Annotated in this window: 15 protein-coding genes and 1 tRNA gene; 8 read left to right on the forward strand and 8 right to left on the reverse strand. The window is 64.8% G+C overall.

Annotated features, from left to right (window positions below):
• Nucleotide 1 precedes the first annotated feature (1 nt).
• A complete protein-coding gene (gene hemF, locus DIZ22_RS01955; RefSeq protein WP_048938712.1) occupies nucleotides 2-877 on the reverse strand; it encodes an oxygen-dependent coproporphyrinogen oxidase in 876 nt (291 codons plus the stop codon).
• Nucleotides 874-1,332 (reverse strand): tRNA (cytidine(34)-2'-O)-methyltransferase, encoded by a 459-nt coding sequence (locus DIZ22_RS01960; protein WP_004208162.1) that lies wholly within the window; start codon nucleotides 1,330-1,332, stop codon nucleotides 874-876. The genes hemF and DIZ22_RS01960 overlap by 4 nt, the downstream gene beginning before the upstream one ends.
• Nucleotides 1,333-1,525: 193 nt before the next feature.
• Between DIZ22_RS01960 and petA the strand changes: the two genes are divergently transcribed.
• The 5 genes from petA to DIZ22_RS01985 all read left to right on the forward strand — a co-directional run bounded on the left by petA (nucleotide 1,526) and on the right by DIZ22_RS01985 (nucleotide 6,021).
• The gene (gene petA / locus DIZ22_RS01965) at nucleotides 1,526-2,092 is read left to right on the forward strand and encodes a ubiquinol-cytochrome c reductase iron-sulfur subunit (RefSeq protein WP_004208161.1); all 567 of its coding nucleotides are present in this window, start codon (nucleotides 1,526-1,528) and stop codon (nucleotides 2,090-2,092) included.
• 11 nt (nucleotides 2,093-2,103) lie between these two features.
• Nucleotides 2,104-3,396 carry a cytochrome b/b6 gene (locus tag DIZ22_RS01970; protein WP_048938713.1) on the forward strand — a complete coding sequence of 431 codons (1,293 nt, stop codon included), beginning with the start codon at nucleotides 2,104-2,106 and terminating at the stop codon, nucleotides 3,394-3,396.
• 14 nt (nucleotides 3,397-3,410) lie between these two features.
• A complete protein-coding gene (locus tag DIZ22_RS01975; RefSeq protein WP_037507701.1) occupies nucleotides 3,411-4,259 on the forward strand; it encodes a cytochrome c1 in 849 nt (282 codons plus the stop codon).
• Nucleotides 4,260-4,339: 80 nt separating this feature from the next.
• Nucleotides 4,340-4,876 (forward strand): adenine phosphoribosyltransferase, encoded by a 537-nt coding sequence (locus tag DIZ22_RS01980; protein ID WP_048938714.1) that lies wholly within the window; start codon nucleotides 4,340-4,342, stop codon nucleotides 4,874-4,876.
• Nucleotides 4,877-4,947: 71 nt separating this feature from the next.
• On the forward strand, nucleotides 4,948-6,021 hold the full coding sequence (locus tag DIZ22_RS01985) for an endonuclease/exonuclease/phosphatase family protein (RefSeq protein WP_048938723.1): 1,074 nt from the start codon (nucleotides 4,948-4,950) through the stop codon (nucleotides 6,019-6,021).
• Here the strand turns inward: DIZ22_RS01985 and DIZ22_RS01990 are convergent.
• Both DIZ22_RS01990 and DIZ22_RS01995 read right to left on the reverse strand, forming a co-directional pair.
• A complete protein-coding gene (locus tag DIZ22_RS01990) occupies nucleotides 6,018-6,614 on the reverse strand; it encodes a 5'-methylthioadenosine/S-adenosylhomocysteine nucleosidase (protein WP_107917652.1) in 597 nt (198 codons plus the stop codon). The genes DIZ22_RS01985 and DIZ22_RS01990 overlap by 4 nt on opposite strands.
• Before the next feature lie 109 nt (nucleotides 6,615-6,723).
• Nucleotides 6,724-6,798: transfer RNA gene (locus DIZ22_RS01995), tRNA-Val, on the reverse strand.
• Nucleotides 6,799-6,941: 143 nt separating this feature from the next.
• On the opposite strand from DIZ22_RS01995, the gene DIZ22_RS02000 reads away from it, so the two are divergent.
• On the forward strand, nucleotides 6,942-8,282 hold the full coding sequence (locus tag DIZ22_RS02000; RefSeq protein ID WP_010338427.1) for a dicarboxylate/amino acid:cation symporter: 1,341 nt from the start codon (nucleotides 6,942-6,944) through the stop codon (nucleotides 8,280-8,282).
• Here the strand turns inward: DIZ22_RS02000 and DIZ22_RS02005 are convergent.
• The gene (locus DIZ22_RS02005; RefSeq protein ID WP_004208143.1) at nucleotides 8,275-8,652 is read right to left on the reverse strand and encodes a response regulator; all 378 of its coding nucleotides are present in this window, start codon (nucleotides 8,650-8,652) and stop codon (nucleotides 8,275-8,277) included. The two genes, DIZ22_RS02000 and DIZ22_RS02005, sit on opposite strands and share 8 nt — an antisense overlap.
• 135 nt (nucleotides 8,653-8,787) lie before the next feature.
• Here DIZ22_RS02005 and DIZ22_RS02010 point away from each other — a divergent pair, with 135 nt between their 5' ends.
• Entirely contained in the window at nucleotides 8,788-9,684 is an 897-nt protein-coding gene (locus DIZ22_RS02010) for an N-formylglutamate amidohydrolase (RefSeq protein ID WP_048937747.1), read from the forward strand.
• Nucleotide 9,685: 1 nt separating this feature from the next.
• Here the strand turns inward: DIZ22_RS02010 and DIZ22_RS02015 are convergent, their stop codons facing one another.
• Entirely contained in the window at nucleotides 9,686-11,539 is a 1,854-nt protein-coding gene (locus DIZ22_RS02015; protein WP_048937790.1) for an acyltransferase family protein, read from the reverse strand.
• A 139-nt stretch (nucleotides 11,540-11,678) separates the two neighbouring features.
• On the opposite strand from DIZ22_RS02015, the gene DIZ22_RS02020 reads away from it, so the two are divergent.
• Nucleotides 11,679-13,007, forward strand: a complete 1,329-nt coding sequence (locus DIZ22_RS02020; protein WP_048937746.1) for a cytochrome P450 — start codon at nucleotides 11,679-11,681, stop codon at nucleotides 13,005-13,007.
• A gap of 65 nt (nucleotides 13,008-13,072) precedes the next feature.
• Here the strand turns inward: DIZ22_RS02020 and DIZ22_RS02025 are convergent, their stop codons facing one another.
• Nucleotides 13,073-14,443 carry a 3-deoxy-7-phosphoheptulonate synthase class II gene (locus DIZ22_RS02025; protein WP_004208138.1) on the reverse strand — a complete coding sequence of 457 codons (1,371 nt, stop codon included), beginning with the start codon at nucleotides 14,441-14,443 and terminating at the stop codon, nucleotides 13,073-13,075.
• A 127-nt stretch (nucleotides 14,444-14,570) separates the two neighbouring features.
• Nucleotides 14,571-14,930 (reverse strand): Rap1a/Tai family immunity protein, encoded by a 360-nt coding sequence (locus DIZ22_RS02030; protein ID WP_037517635.1) that lies wholly within the window; start codon nucleotides 14,928-14,930, stop codon nucleotides 14,571-14,573.
• Nucleotides 14,931-15,030 lie beyond the last annotated feature (100 nt).

Below are 15,030 nucleotides of genomic sequence, written 5' to 3' on the forward strand. Positions count from 1 at the left end.
GTCAGCTCCAGCTCGCCATCGGCGGCAGGCTCATCAGGATCGCGTCGATATTGCCGCCGGTCTTGAGCCCGAACAGGGTGCCGCGGTCATGAACCAGGTTGAATTCGGCATAGCGGCCGCGCCATTCCAGCATGGTGCGATACTCTTCCTCGCTCCACGCCTCGTTCATCCGCCGCCGTACGATCGGCGGGAAGGCGGCCAGGAAAGCATCGCCGACATCGCGGGTGAAGGCGAAATTGGCGTCGAACGCGGCATCGTCCGCGCAGTCGAGATGATCGTAGAAGATGCCGCCGACGCCGCGATGCACGCCGCGATGGGGGATGAAGAAATAGTCGTCCGCCCAGGCCTTGAAGCGCGGATAAAAGGCCGGATCATGGGCGTCGCAGGCGGCCTGCAACACCGCATGGAAATCCGCCGTATCCTCGTCGCGCGGCAGGGGCGGATTGAGGTCTGCGCCGCCGCCGAACCAGGTCTTGCTGGTGTTGAGGAAGCGGGTGTTCATGTGGACGGACGGCACATGCGGGTTCGCCATATGCGCGACCAGGCTGATGCCGGTGGCGAAAAAGGCCGGATTGTCGGCCGCGCCATGGATGGTCTGGGCAAAGCCGGGGGCAAGATCGCCGGTCACCGTCGAGACATTGACGCCCACCTTCTCGAAGACCTTGCCCTTCATCACCCCGCGCACGCCGCCACCGCCTTCGCCCGGCGCCACGCCGTCGGCCTCGCGGTCCCAGGGGGTGTAGGCGAAGCTGGCGTCGCTGCCGGCTTCGCGCTCGATCGCCTCGAACTCTGCGCAGATCCGGTCGCGCAGCGATTCGAACCAGGTACGGGCCGCCTGCTGCTGCGGGTTCAGGGTGAAGCGTATGTCAGGCGTCATGCGGGGAAGCTCCCGGTCTGGCGAAGGGCCTCGGCAACGGCGATGCCGGTGGAAACGGCGATGTTGAGCGAGCGGAAGCCCGGCGCCATCGGAATGCGCACGCGAATATCGGCCAGATCGCGGACATGATCGGGCACGCCCGCGCTTTCCGATCCCATCAGCAAGACATCGTCACTGCGAAATGTCACGTCGGGCAGCCGTTCCGACGCGTGGCTGCTCATCAGCAGCAAACGGCGGCCGGCGGCCCGTCTTTCGGCATCAAATGCCTCGAAATTGGCGTGGCGCACGACTTCGGCCGCTGCGCCATAATCCATTGCCGCGCGCTTCAGCCGGGCGTCGGAAAAGGCGAATCCGGTCGGCATGATGATGTCGACGGGCACGGCAAAACAGGCGGCGAGGCGCAGGATGGCGCCGACATTGCCGGCGATTTCGGGCTGGTAGAGAGCGATACGCATGGCTGTCGCATAATGCAGCGCGGCGATTTGTCATAGTCTGGATGACTTTGCGGTTGGCAAAGCCCTGACAGTCCGGTTATCAGACCTTTGACCCACGCCGGGGGGAGGCGGGGTATACCCTAACTCCCTTGATAATCAGGATCACTCAAGGCATTCCGGCGTGAATAGGGAAGTCTTGCAAGGGTAGAGGTGCATGGCGAACTCAGAACAAGTTGACGGGCAGGGTCTATCCGGCGAAGACGGAGTGCGTCGCCGCGATTTCATCAATATCGCTGCGGTGAGCTTCGCAGGGGTGGGCGCCGTTGGCGTCATTCTCCCGCTCATCGATCAGATGAACCCCAGCGCCGACGTATTGGCGCTCGCATCGACCGAGGTCGATCTTTCCGCGATCCAGCCGGGCCAGGCGATCAAGACGACCTTCCGGTCGCAGCCGCTGTTCGTTCGCCAGCTCACCGACAAGGAAATTGCCGAGGCCGACAAGGTCGACCCGTCCACGCTGCGCGATCCGCAGACGCTGGCGGAACGCACCGTCGACGGCAAGAAGCAGTGGCTGATCACCATGGGCGTCTGCACCCATCTGGGCTGCGTGCCGCTGGGCGCGGGCGAGGGCGAAAATCGCGGCGAATTCGGCGGTTATTTCTGCCCTTGCCACGGTTCGTCCTATGACACGGCCGCCCGCATCCGTAAGGGGCCTGCCCCCAAGAATCTGGAAGTGCCGAAGTATAGCTTCACTTCCGACACTGCCATTCTTGTGGGTTGAGGGGGACCGTCATGAGCTTTCCATGGGCTGAACATTATACCCCCAAGCATCCGCTGATGCAGTGGGTCGACGAGAAGCTACCGCTGCCGCGCCTCGTCTACAATGCTGTCGGTGCCGGCTATCCGGTGCCGCGCAACCTCAATTATTTCTGGAATTTCGGTGTGCTTGCCGGGCTGGCGCTGGTGATCCAGATCGTCACCGGCGTGGTCATGGCGATGCATTATGGCGCCAACACGCTGGTCGCCTTCGGCACCGTCGAACAGACGATGCGTGACGTGAATGCGGGCTGGCTGATGCGCTATGCCCATGCCAACGGCGCCAGCTTCTTCTTCATCGTCGTCTATCTGCACATTTTCCGCGGTCTCTATTTCGGTAGCTACAAGGCGCCGCGCGAGATGGTCTGGCTGCTCGGCCTCGTCATCTTCCTGCTGATGATGGCGACCGCCTTCATGGGCTATGTCCTGCCCTGGGGGCAGATGAGCTATTGGGGCGCCAAGGTCATTACCGGCCTGTTCGGCGCGATCCCGGTGGTGGGCGAGCCGATTCAGACCTGGCTGCTGGGCGGTTTTGCTCCCGGCAATGCCTCGCTGAACCGCTTCTTCTCTCTCCACTTCCTGCTGCCTTTCGTGATCGCGGCCGTGGTGATCCTGCATATCTGGGCGCTGCATATTCCCGGTTCCTCCAACCCGACCGGTGTCGAGGTGAAGGGCCCCCAGGATACCGTGCCCTTCCATCCCTATTATACGGCGAAGGACGGTTTCGGGGCGGGCGTCTTCCTGATCCTGTTCGCGATCCTGCTGTTCTTCGCGCCCAATTATCTGGGCCACCCGGACAATTATATCGAGGCGAACCCGCTCTCGACCCCGGCGCATATCGTGCCCGAATGGTATTTCTGGCCCTTCTACGCGATCCTGCGCGCCTTCACCGTCGACTTCTTCTTCGTGCCGGCCAAGCTGCTGGGCGTGCTGGCGATGTTCGCATCGATCCTGCTGCTCTTCTTCCTGCCCTGGCTCGACACCTCGCCGGTGCGCTCGGGCAGCTATCGCCCGACCTTCAAGACGTTCTTCTGGATCCTGGTGCTCGACGTGCTGATCCTGGGCTATTGCGGCGGTGCGCCGGCGGAAGAGCCCTATGTGATGATCAGCCAGGTCGCCGCGGCCTATTATTTCGCGCATTTCCTGATCATCCTGCCGATGATCGCGCGTTTCGAAAAGCCGCTGCCGCTGCCCAATTCGATCACCGAAGCGGTACTGGCCAAATATGCCAAGGCTGACGGCGAAACCGCCGCAGTCCCGGCCGAATAAGGGGGAAGACAAGCATGGTACGCATCGGCGCATTCCTTGTCGGCCTCTTCTTCGCCGGCTGGCTGCTCATCTCCTTCCTCGTGGGTGCCTATTCCTACGTGGTGGAGCCTCCGGCCAAGACGGTGGAGCATGAGTTCCACCTGGCCCCCAAGCATGTCTCCTTCTCGTTCGACGGGCCGCTGGGACGTTATGACAATCAGCAACTCCAGCGCGGCTTCCAGGTGTTCAAGGAGGTCTGCTCGGCCTGCCACAGCCTGAAGTTCGTCGCCTTCCGTGACCTGGCCGGCATTGGCTATAACGAGGCGGAGATCAAGGCGATCGCCAAGAACTGGGCGATCAAGACCCCCAGCGTCGATCCGGCGACGGGTGAGGCCTCGACCCGCGATGGCATTCCGGCCGATTATTTCCCGTCCCCCTTCGCGAACAATGTCGCGGCGGCGGCGGCGAACAATAATGCGATCCCGCCGGATCTGTCGCTGATGACCAAGGCGCGCCATCATGGTTCGGCCTATGTCTATTCGCTGCTGACGGGCTTCCAGGAACAGCCGGCCGAACTGCTCAAGCATTTCCCGGATGCCAAGACGCCCGAGGGGCTGCACTTCAACCCCTATTTCGCCAACCTGAACCTTGCCATGGCGCCGCCGCTGTCGGCTGATGGCCAGGTGACCTATGGCGACGGCACCAAGCCGACCATCGACCAGATGTCGCAGGACGTGGCCGCTTTCCTTACCTGGACGGCCGAGCCGAAGCTGGAAAATCGCCGCCGCGCGGGCGTGGCGACCATCCTCTTCCTGCTGATCGCCACGGGCCTTGCCTATATGGCCTATCAGAATATCTGGGCGGACAAGAAGAAGGCGGCCTGACCGCACCTCTGCCCGATGGCATGAAAGAAAGGGCGCGCTTCCTTGTCGGGAGCGCGCCCTTTCCTTATGGGGCTTCAACCATGAGCATCGACAGTCTGACCGCGCTGGTCCGCACCATCCCCGACTTCCCCAAGCCGGGCATCCAGTTCCGCGACATCACGACCCTGTTGGCCGACGGGCCGGGTCTGGCCGAACTGATCGACCAGATGGCGAAGGTGGCAGGACCGCTCGACCCCGACCTGATCGTCGGCGTGGAGGCGCGTGGCTTCATCCTCGGCGCTGCGCTGGCGCTGAAGCTGGGCAAGGGTTTCGTGCCCGTCCGCAAGAAGGGCAAGCTGCCGGGCAAGACCGTCGGCATCGACTATGTGCTGGAATATGGCACCGACCGGCTGGAACTGCATGAAGGACAGGTGCAGCAGGACGCGCGCGTGCTGCTGGTCGACGATCTGATCGCCACCGGCGGGACGGCGCAGGCCGCGGCGCGGTTGCTGCGCGAGCAGGGCGCGCAGGTGCTGATGGCGTTGTTCGCGATCGACCTGCCGGACCTGGGCGGGCTTGCCGCGCTGGAGCAGGACGGTGTCCCCTCGCGCGCGATCCTGTTGTTCGAGGGCGACTGATCCGGTCTAGGCGCCGGTTGTCGCCGGCGCCCTTTCGCGCCATGATGCGCCGATCCGATGACGAGGAGCATATGGCCGCTACTTCCCGCTTCCTCCACCGGTTCGGCGGCTGTGTGGCGCCGCTGCTGCTATCGGCCTGTGCGACGCCGGCACCCTATCGGGAATTGTCCTGTAGCGCGGCAGTCGCGCCCGCGCTCGCCGCCCCGGATGCACAGCGGATCACCACCACCCTGTCGGTGCTGACCTATAATATTGAGGGGCTGGGCTGGCCGGCACGCAGCGGACGGGGGCCGTCCCTTGACCAGATAGCGGAGCGACTGGCCGCCATGCGCGCGGCGGGAACGGCGCCCGACGTGGTGCTGTTCCAGGAAATGTTCAGCGGATCGGCGAAGCAGGCGGTGGCCGATACCGGCTATCCGGCGATCGCCGCCGGCCCGCATCGCACGACCCGCGCGCGCGGGTCGACCAAGGACAAGCTGCCCGGCAAGTCGCATATCAACCGGGGCGAGATTGGTATCCATTTTTCCGGCAGCGGTCTGGCGGTCGCCTCCCGCTATCCGATTCTCCTGACACAGAGGCGCGCCTATGGGCGCAAATCCTGTGCGGGCCTCGATTGCCTGTCGAACAAGGGGATCGTGCTGGCCCGCATCGCCATGCCCGGCGTGCCGACGCCGATCGACATCTATGACACCCACATGAACTCGCGCGGGGCCTCCCGCGCGCCCGGACCGCGCAACCTCGCCGCCCATGAACGGCAGGCGCTCGAAGCCTCGGCCTTCATCGATGCCAGCCATGACGACGCCTATCCGCTGATTTTTGGTGGCGATTTCAACATGCGCCATTCCGAACCGCGCTGGGAGAATTTCTCCCGCTATCAGGCGCTCAACCTGGTCCATCGCGTCTGCGCCGATGCGGCGTCAGGCTGCGATGTGCGCATGTCCTGGGATGGCGACGAACCCTGGATGGATACGCAGGATCTGCAATTCTTCTGGCCCGGTGACCGGGTCTCGGTTCGCCCGATCCGGGTGGAGGCGATGTTCGATGGCGGGCCGAGCGGGCCGCAACTGTCCGACCATGATGGCTTCCTTGTTACCTATGAACTGTCCTGGCCGCGCGGCGCCGCGCGCCAGCCGGGCGGCTGTTAAAGCGCCTCGCCCAGGGCATCGACGGCCACCGCCAGCTTCTCGTCGATCAGCGAGAGCAACTGCGTCCAGCCGAGCATGTCTTCAAGCTCGCCCGGCCCATCGGAAATGCCGCGCAACCCCATCAGCGGCACGCCGAAGCGCTGGCAGGCGCGGGCAATCGCAAAAGTTTCCATGTCGACCATGTCGGCGTCGATCGCGGCATATTCCTCGCCGCCTACGACATTGGCGCCGGTCGACAGTCGCAGGGCGCGGATTTCGAGCGGCGTGACCAGCGGAATGTCGACCGGATGGTCGATCAGCGGCGTCACCCCCTTGGTGAACCCCAGGCGCGACGCATCCATGTCGCGCCAGGAGACGCTGGCGACCTGATAGACCTCGCCCAGCATGCCCACCCGCGACCCGGCGGAGCCTAGTGACACCACCAGATCGGGCAGGGTGCCCGCCTGCGCCATCCGGTCGAGCGTCACGGCCATGGCCAGTGCCGCCTCGACAGGGCCGACGCCGGTCATCAGCGGGGTGATCCGGGCTTGCAGATGCGGGCCATATTCGGCGTCGATCGCCATCACGAACAGCAGCCGCCGTCCGCCCATCATCCCACATGTCGCCGTCATCTGCTGGTCTCCGTCTCGCTGCTGCGCGTCATAGCCGGAAAAGCGCAAAAAATAAGGCCTCGGAAATCCGGAGACTTCCAAGGCCTTATCATGGTGGGCGTGGCAAGGATTGAACTTGCGACCCCTGCGATGTCAACACAGTGCTCTACCACTGAGCTACACGCCCGCCGTGGAGGGGGCCAATAACGGGGGTCGGTGACTCGCGCAAGCGCTAAATGACACTTTTTTGTAGAAACTTTTCCAACCCGCTGGACAGGGGGTGGGGAGGCCATATGCTGCGGTGCAAATAAGGGGGGACGCAAAAACATCATGTTGCCTACGCCATCGACGCCGACGGAACCGGTTCGGCCGCTCCCCTTCTATCGCCATCTCTACTTCCAGGTGCTGGTGGCGATCGCGCTGGGCGTGCTGCTGGGCCATTATTTCCCGGCGACGGGCGAGGCGATGAAGCCGCTGGGCGATGCCTTCATCGCGCTGGTGCGGATGATCATCGCGCCGGTCATCTTCCTGACGATCGTCACCGGCATTGCCGGAATGAAGGAACTGGGCGCGATCGGCCGGGTCGCGGCCAAGGCCTTTGCCTATTTCCTGACCTTCTCCACCCTGGCGCTGATCGTCGGCCTGATCATCGCCAATGTCGTGCAGCCTGGCGCCGGGCTCAACATCGATCCGGCGACCCTGGATGCCAGCAAGATCGCCGATTATGCGCAGCAGGCGCATGATCGCACGCTGGTCGCCTTCCTCCTGAACGTCATTCCCGCGACCTTGGTGTCGGCGGTGGCCGACGGGCATAATATCCTGCAGGTGCTGTTCGTCGCGATCCTGTTCGGCATCGCGCTCAGCATGATCGGGGAGAAGGCCGAGCCGCTGATGACGGTGCTGGAATCGGCCAGTCTCGCCATCTTCAAGCTGGTATCCTTCCTGATGAAGGCGGCGCCCTTCGGCGCGTTCGGCGCGATGGCCTTCACCGTCGCCAAATATGGCGTCGGGACGCTCGCCAACCTCGCCGGGCTGGTCGCGACCTTCTACCTCACCTCGCTGCTGTTCGTGCTTGTCGTGCTGGGGACGGTCGCCTGGTTCGCCGGCTTCAACATCCTGCACCTGATCCGCTATCTGCGCGCCGAACTGCTGCTGGTGCTGGGCACCTCCTCGTCGGAAGCGGCTTTGCCCAGCCTGATCGAGAAGATGGAGCAGGCGGGGTGCCGCAAGTCGGTGGTCGGGCTGGTGGTGCCGACTGGCTACAGCTTCAACCTCGACGGCACCAATATCTACATGACGCTGGCGGCGCTGTTCATCGCGCAGGCGACCAACGTGCATCTGAGCCTGGAGGAGCAGATATTGCTGCTGCTGGTGGCGATGCTGTCGTCCAAGGGCGCGGCGGGCGTGACCGGCGCGGGCTTCATCACCCTGGCCGCCACCCTGTCGATCGTGCCGTCGGTGCCGGTCGCGGGCATGACCCTGATCCTGGGCGTCGATCGCTTCATGAGCGAATGCCGCAGCCTCACCAACTTCGTCGGCAATGCGGTGGCGACGGTGGTGGTGTCGGTCTGGGAAAAGGGTCTGGATCGCGAGCGCTTCGCGGCGGCCATGGCGGGCAAGCCGCTGCCGCCGCTGGGGCAAGGCGCGGATGAGGCCGAAGCGCTCAGCTAAGGCCGGTCAGCGTCTCGCTGCCGAACATCCGTTCGACTTCCAGCACCAGGTCGCGCAGGTGGAAGGGCTTTGACAGCACCTTCGCCTGCGGCACCGCCTTGCCGGCCTTCAGCGTCACTGCGGCAAAGCCGGTGATGAACATGATGCGGGTCTGGGGCGCGACATTGGCGGTGTGCTGCGCCAGTTCGATGCCGTCCATCTCGGGCATGACGATGTCGGTCAGCAACAGGTCGAACCGATCCGATTCGATATGCGGCACGGCCTGGGTGCCGGTGGCGACCGCCACCACCTCATAACCCGACTTTTCCAGCGCCCGCGCCAGATAGGCGCGCATGCTGTCATCATCTTCCGCCAGCAGGATTCGAACCATTGACCCCAAATTTCCTGTAAGCCGTCTTCCGCGGCGCCCCTTGCCTTGCCCACAGACTGGCAAGCCGTTCGGATATATGCGACAAGGATTAAAGATTATCCAGCCGACCAAATTTTTCCACGGCCGGTGAAAGGAATGGCGTTGGATCATTTTGGTACGTGTCCGCCAACCGAATCGACGGCGGCCTATGATCTTCATGGTCCTGCTCTTCCCAATGGTCCTTTGATTGTGTCCGTGCCCCATGCCGGGCGCGACTATTCCCCTGAATTGCTCGCTCTGGCGCGGGTGCGGCCAGAGGTGCTGCGTCGGCTGGAGGATCGCTGGGCCGACATGCTGGCGGGGCCGCTGGTCGCGCGGGGCTACAGCGTGCTGGTCGCCCGCGCGCCGCGTGCGATGATCGACCTCAACCGGCATGAGCGGGAGCTGGATCCGGTGATGGTGACCGGCCTGCCCCGCGACCAGCCGCTGCAGAGCAGCGCCAAATTGCGCGGCGGGCTGGGCCTCATTCCCCGTCGCCTGCCCGGCGCCCTGGAATTGTGGCAGCGCCCCATCCCCTGGGAAGAAGCGCGGCGGCGGATCGAGACGGTGCATCGGCCCTATCATGCCCGGCTAGCACAGATGATGACGGCGGCGCGGGAGCGGCATGGTCATGCCATCCTGATCGACCTGCATTCCATGCCGCCGCTGCCGCCACCGGCCGCCGGACAGGCTGCCCCGGCGCTGGTGCTGGGCGATCGCTTCGGCCGCAGCGCCGCGACACGGCTGATGATGCTGGCGGCCGATGTCGCGGCCGGGCATGGCGTGCTGACCTCGCAGAACCATCCCTATGCCGGCGACCATCTGATCGAGCGGCATGGCCGGCCGGAGCGCGATTTCCATGCGCTGCAGCTGGAGGTGGACCGTGCCCTCTATCTCGACGTCACGCTCGACCGGCCGGGACCGGGACTGACGCGGATGCAGGGCATGGTGGCAGCGATTGCCGAGGCGCTGGCGAACGAACTGCCGCGCAGCTACGCGATGGCGGCGGAATGATTTAGTCGTTCATCACCAGCCGCGCGCCGGCGACGCTCAGATGATGGGAATCGAAATAGAGCGGCTTGCCGTCATGGATGATGGCGCAGCGGCGGGCGTCGCATAGCCGCGCCATCGGATCGATCAGCGTCACGCCCCGAGCCTGCCATCGCGCGAACAGCGCGCGCAGATTGCGGGTGCGGGCCTCGATCATGGCGCGGTCTACACCCTGGGCCTGGCCCATTTGTCCGGCGCGGGCGAGATGGGCCAAATGGCGTGGCACGTCGAAAGGCTGGGGCGGCACCGGTCCGATCAGGATGACCTGCCGTCCTTCGGCGCGCAGCGCATGGATGGTGGCGTCGAGTTTTGCCACGAAGGCGGGATCGTCAAATTCGCTATTGGCCCAGAAGGCGGCGAGATAGACGCGGCGGATGCCCGGATCGGCACGGATCGCGGCAAAGGCGGCCTGGTTGGCGCGGGCGCAGCGGGCATCCTTGGGCGCGTCATAGCCCAGCACCGGCGGGCAACTGGAGGTGGTCCGCTCGATCAGGGCGCGGCCTTCTGCCCTGGCCCTGAGCGACAGGGCATAGGCCATTTCCACGCCATGGCTGTCGCCCCAGAGCAGGGCGTCGGGCCGGACCTTGGCACCGAGAATGCAGGGCTGGGCACCGCGGGCGAACGTGTCGTGGCAGGCCTTGCGCGCGGGGCTGATGTCAGTGCGGCCGGCGGCGAGTTGCAGCACCTGCGGCGCAAAGCGCTGCGGCCAGCCGCCCATCGCCAGCAGCGCCAGCGACAGGAGGCAGAGCAGCGCCATGGCGCCGCCGGTGAACTGGAAGATGCGCCGGGCGGGGATGCGGCGGGCATCGCGGAAGGGACGCTCGACGAAGCGCCAGGAGAGGATGGCAGCGATGAAGGAGGTGGCCACGACGGCACTTGCCGTCCAGCCGGTCAGGGCCGCATCGGTCGCATATTCGGTGAAGACGATCAGCGGCCAGTGCCACAGATAGAGCGAGTAGGAGATGAGGCCCACGCCGACGAAAGGGCGCAGGCTGAGCAGGCGCCCGACGCTGGTGCCCGGCGCGCTGTGGAGCAGCAGCACCGCGCCCAGCACCGGGGGCAGGGCGGTGATGCCGGGGAAGACGGTCTCGCGCGTGTAGAAGATGACAGCGAAGGCGACAGATAGAAGGCCACTCCACGCGAGCGCCTCCCGCAGCCAGCGCGTGTGCGCTGGCGGGATGGCGCCGAGCGCCAGCAAGGCGCCCGCAAATAATTCCCAGGCGCGGGTGGGCAGCAGATAGAAGGTGAAGCCGCTGGTGTCGCGCTGAAGCGCGATCGCCAGTGCCAGCGACAGCGCAGCGATCGCGCCGACGATCAGGCCGCGCCAGCGGGCGGCAAAGCGCGCGACCAGCATCAGCAGGATCGGAAAGCCGATGTAGAATTGCTCCTCCACCGCCAGCGACCAGCTGTGGAGCAGGGGCTTTACGTCGGCGCCGCCGGCGAAATAGCCGGTGTCGGTGAAGAACCAGAGGTTGGAGGCGAACAGCGTGGCGGCGAGCGCGGATTTCGGCACGCCTTCTATATCGCCGGGCAGATAGAGCCAGCAGGCCGCCGCCAGCACGGCCAGGATCATCAGGCTGAGCGCCGGCATGATCCGGCGGAAGCGGCGTTCGTAGAAATGGACGAGCGAGAAGCGCTGTTCATCCACCTCGCGTGCGATGATGCCGGTGATGAGGAAGCCGGAGATCACGAAGAAGATGTCGACGCCGACATAGCCGCCGGAAAAGCCTGGCACATGGGCATGGAAGAGCAGCACCGGCAGGATGGCGATGGCGCGCAGCCCGTCAATGTCGCGGCGATAGCGACCCGCCGCGATCATGCTGCTTTCCTGTGGTGCCGACCCATGCATGGCGCTGTCCTAGCGCGAAAGCCCTGCGATTTGCTTTACCATTTTGCCGTCGTTGACAGCGGCATTGCGGGTGATATGATCCAATGTATATCATAAATGGGTGAGGATCATGCGCGATTACGCCACGGCGGACTTCTACAAGGATGTGGATCTGGTCGATGATCCCCATGCCTATTTCGACTTTCTGCGTGCCCAGGGGCCGGTGACGCGGCTGCCCCATCGCAATGTGGTGGCGGTGACGGGCTATGAGGAAACGGTGCAGGTGATGCTCGATACCGAGCATTTTTCCAGCATCAACGCCGTGACCGGGCCAATGACGGACCTGCCGTTCACGCCGCAGGGCGACGATATCGCGGCGGAACTGGAGGCGGCGCGACCCAAGATCGCCTTCGCCGACCAGATCGTGACGGAAAGCGGCACCCGCCATGCCAAGTTGCGATCGGTGATCGGCAGCCTGTTCACACCCAGCCGCTTGAAGGCGCTGGAGCCATCCCTCTATGCGACCGCCGACAGCCTGATCGACGAATTTGCCGTCGATGGTAAGGTCGATCTGGTGCGCCAATATGGCGGCCCCTATGCGACGCTGGTGATCGCCGACCTGCTGGGCATCCCGGCCAAGGGGCGTGCGGCCTTCCGCGTCCTGCTGGAGGGGGCGGTGCCGGCCCAGATCGACGGATCACCCGAGGATCTGAAGCACAATCCGCTGGTCGGTCTTGGCAAGCATATGTTCCGCTACATCGCCTGGCGCCGCTTCCAGAACCATCCGGCGGTGCTGCCGGTGCGCCGGCTGCTGGGCGCGGACACGGGGAAGAAGGACATATTGACGACGCTGGCGCTGGCGAAGTTCCCGGATGGGACGAACCCGACCCTGGTCGATCTGACGGCGATGGCGGCCTTCCTGTTTGGTGCGGGGCAGGACACGACCAACCGGCTGCTGGCCAACGCCTTCCGCATCATCGCCATCCGGCCGGATATCCAGGCGCAGTTGCGCGCCGACCCCAAGCGCATCCCCAATTTCCTGGAGGAGGTGCTGCGCTATGACGGGTCGGTGAAGAGTGGCGGGCGCATCTGCACACGGACGACGGAGCTGGGCGGGGTCGAGATCAAGGCGGGGACGACGATCCTGATGTCGCACATGGCCGCCAATCGCGATCCGCGCCGCTTCGACAATCCGGCGCAGTTCGACATGGATCGGCCGCGCGCCAAGGAGCATCTGGCCTTTGGCCGGGGCGCCCATACCTGCATCGGCGCGCCGCTGGCCCGGCGCGAGGTGGCGGTCAGCATCGAACGGCTATTGGCGCGGATGGGCAATATCCGCCTGTCCCCGGCCCATCATGGGGCGGGTGAGGCGCTGCGCTTCGATTATGAGCCCACCTATATATTGCGGGCGCTGCGGCACCTGCATCTGGAGTTCGATCCGATCGCGGATCCCGGCTGAACAGGGAGCAGAGGCCGGATGAGCCGGCCCCTCCTTGCGATTCGGAGGGGCCGGTTCCTTTTTCGTCAGGCCGCGGCGCGGCGTTCCTTCAGTTCCTCGTTCAGCATTTCTGCCAGCAGGAAAGCCAGTTCCAGGCTCTGCGCCGCGTTGAGGCGGGGGTCGCAATGGGTGTGATAGCGATCAGCCAGGCCTTCGTCGGTGATCGCGATCGCACCGCCGGTGCATTCAGTGACATTCTGGCCGGTCATTTCGGCATGGATGCCGCCGCCAAACGTCCCTTCGGCGCGATGCACGGCAAAGAAGCCGCGCACTTCGGCCAGGATGCGGTCGAACGGCCGCGTCTTGTAGCCATTGGCCGCCTTGATGACATTGCCGTGCATCGGGTCGCAGGACCAGACCACCGAATGGCCCTCGCGCTTCACCGCGCGCACCAGCTTGGGCAGGCCGGCCTCGATCTTGTCATGGCCATAGCGGGTGATGAGCGTGATGCGCCCGGCTTCCCGCTTCGGGTTCAACAGGTCGAGCAGGCGCAGCAATTCGTCCGGCTCCAGGGTGGGGCCGCACTTCATGCCGATCGGGTTGCCGATGCCACGCAGATATTCGACATGCGACGACCCTTCGAAGCGGGTGCGGTCGCCGATCCACAGCATGTGCGCCGAGGTGTCATACCAGTCGCCGGTCAGGCTGTCCTGACGGGTCAGCGCCTGTTCGAACGGCAGCAGCAGCGCCTCATGGCTGGTGTAGAAGCTGGTGCCACCAAGCTGGGGCACGCTGTCCGCGTCCAGGCCACAGGCGCGCATGAAGTCGAGCGCCTGGCCGATCTGGTCGGCCATCGCCTCGAACTTCGCGGCCCAGGGGCTGCGACCCATGAAATCGAGCATCCAGCCATGCACCCGGTCGAGGCTGGCATAGCCGCCGGTCGAGAAGGCGCGCACCAGGTTCAGCGTCGCTGCCGACTGGTTATAGGCGCGGATCATCCGCTGCGGATCGGGCTCGCGCGCTTCAGGGGTGAAGGCGATGTCGTTGACATTGTCGCCGCGATAGCTGGGCAATTCCACGCCGCCGATCGTCTCGGTATCGGCCGAGCGGGGCTTTGCGAACTGGCCCGCCATGCGGCCGACCTTCACCACCGGCAGCTTCGAGGCGAAGGTCAGGACGACCGCCATCTGCAGCAGCACGCGGAACGTGTCGCGGATATTGTTCGGATGGAACTCGGCAAAGCTCTCGGCGCAGTCGCCGCCCTGCAGCAGGAAGGCTTCGCCGTTCGCGACGCGGCCAAGATCGGCCTTCAGATTCCGTGCCTCGCCCGCAAAGACGAGGGGCGGAAACTGGCCAAGCTGGGCCTCTACCGAGGCAAGCGCCTCCTGGTCCCGATAAAAGGGCATCTGGATGCCCTTATGCTCCCGCCAGCTTTCCGGCGTCCACTTCGCCGCCACGTCGAGTCTCCTTCACGTCAAAAAAATAGGGGCCGCATCTACGCGCAACCGCCCGGCAGGGCAAGTTTATAGCGGTTGCGGCGCCTCTTTGCGCAAGGATACTATCGATCAGACTGATCGAGCGGCTTTATTTCTGGCAGGGATAGCGATCGTTGAGGGCGATGCTGACCAGCGCCGACGCCGCCGCGCCGCGCTGATCGGGGTAGCGCTCCAGATAGGCGACGACAGTGCCTTTCACATCCTCGGCCGCCATGCGCTTTGGCCAGCAGACGGTGCGGGCACGGCCCAGGAACATCTCCTTGCGGATGCCGTCGGTCGCCCCGGCGATGTATGCGGTGCAGGCCAGCTTATATTCCGGTGCCTTGTTGCGGCATTTGGCGAGCAGGCTGGTGCCGGTCTCGAACATGTAGATGCCGCCTTCGTCCGATGCGGGCGGCGGAACCTTGCTGGATGATGCGGCGGCGATCGCCAGCAGAAGCGCAAACATGGGGGCGGGGCACTCATATCGGATCGTTGAGGATGCGACGCAAAGTGCCGTCTTTGGGATAGCCTGTCCAACCGGACTGGCCGACATGTGAAACGGACTG

The sequence above is a fragment of the Sphingobium sp. LF-16 genome (assembly GCF_003711185.1).
In the GTDB taxonomy this organism is placed as follows: Bacteria; Pseudomonadota; Alphaproteobacteria; order Sphingomonadales; family Sphingomonadaceae; genus Sphingobium; species Sphingobium yanoikuyae_A.

What these genes read in the sequence shown, in the direction of transcription:
- DIZ22_RS01985 (WP_048938723.1), top strand. Translation starts at nt 4,948, where the DNA reads ATGGCCGCTACTTCCCGCTTCCTCCACCGGTTCGGCGGCTGTGTGGCG.
- DIZ22_RS02000 (WP_010338427.1), top strand. Translation starts at nt 6,942, where the DNA reads ATGTTGCCTACGCCATCGACGCCGACGGAACCGGTTCGGCCGCTCCCC.
- petA (WP_004208161.1), top strand. Translation starts at nt 1,526, where the DNA reads ATGGCGAACTCAGAACAAGTTGACGGGCAGGGTCTATCCGGCGAAGAC.
- DIZ22_RS02005 (WP_004208143.1), bottom strand. Translation starts at nt 8,652, where the DNA reads ATGGTTCGAATCCTGCTGGCGGAAGATGATGACAGCATGCGCGCCTAT.
- DIZ22_RS01990 (WP_107917652.1), bottom strand. Translation starts at nt 6,614, where the DNA reads ATGATGGGCGGACGGCGGCTGCTGTTCGTGATGGCGATCGACGCCGAA.
- hemF (WP_048938712.1), bottom strand. Translation starts at nt 877, where the DNA reads ATGACGCCTGACATACGCTTCACCCTGAACCCGCAGCAGCAGGCGGCC.
- DIZ22_RS01975 (WP_037507701.1), top strand. Translation starts at nt 3,411, where the DNA reads ATGGTACGCATCGGCGCATTCCTTGTCGGCCTCTTCTTCGCCGGCTGG.
- DIZ22_RS02015 (WP_048937790.1), bottom strand. Translation starts at nt 11,539, where the DNA reads ATGATCGCGGCGGGTCGCTATCGCCGCGACATTGACGGGCTGCGCGCC.
- DIZ22_RS02030 (WP_037517635.1), bottom strand. Translation starts at nt 14,930, where the DNA reads ATGTTTGCGCTTCTGCTGGCGATCGCCGCCGCATCATCCAGCAAGGTT.
- DIZ22_RS01980 (WP_048938714.1), top strand. Translation starts at nt 4,340, where the DNA reads ATGAGCATCGACAGTCTGACCGCGCTGGTCCGCACCATCCCCGACTTC.
- DIZ22_RS02020 (WP_048937746.1), top strand. Translation starts at nt 11,679, where the DNA reads ATGCGCGATTACGCCACGGCGGACTTCTACAAGGATGTGGATCTGGTC.
- DIZ22_RS01960 (WP_004208162.1), bottom strand. Translation starts at nt 1,332, where the DNA reads ATGCGTATCGCTCTCTACCAGCCCGAAATCGCCGGCAATGTCGGCGCC.
- DIZ22_RS01970 (WP_048938713.1), top strand. Translation starts at nt 2,104, where the DNA reads ATGAGCTTTCCATGGGCTGAACATTATACCCCCAAGCATCCGCTGATG.
- DIZ22_RS02010 (WP_048937747.1), top strand. Translation starts at nt 8,788, where the DNA reads ATGGCGTTGGATCATTTTGGTACGTGTCCGCCAACCGAATCGACGGCG.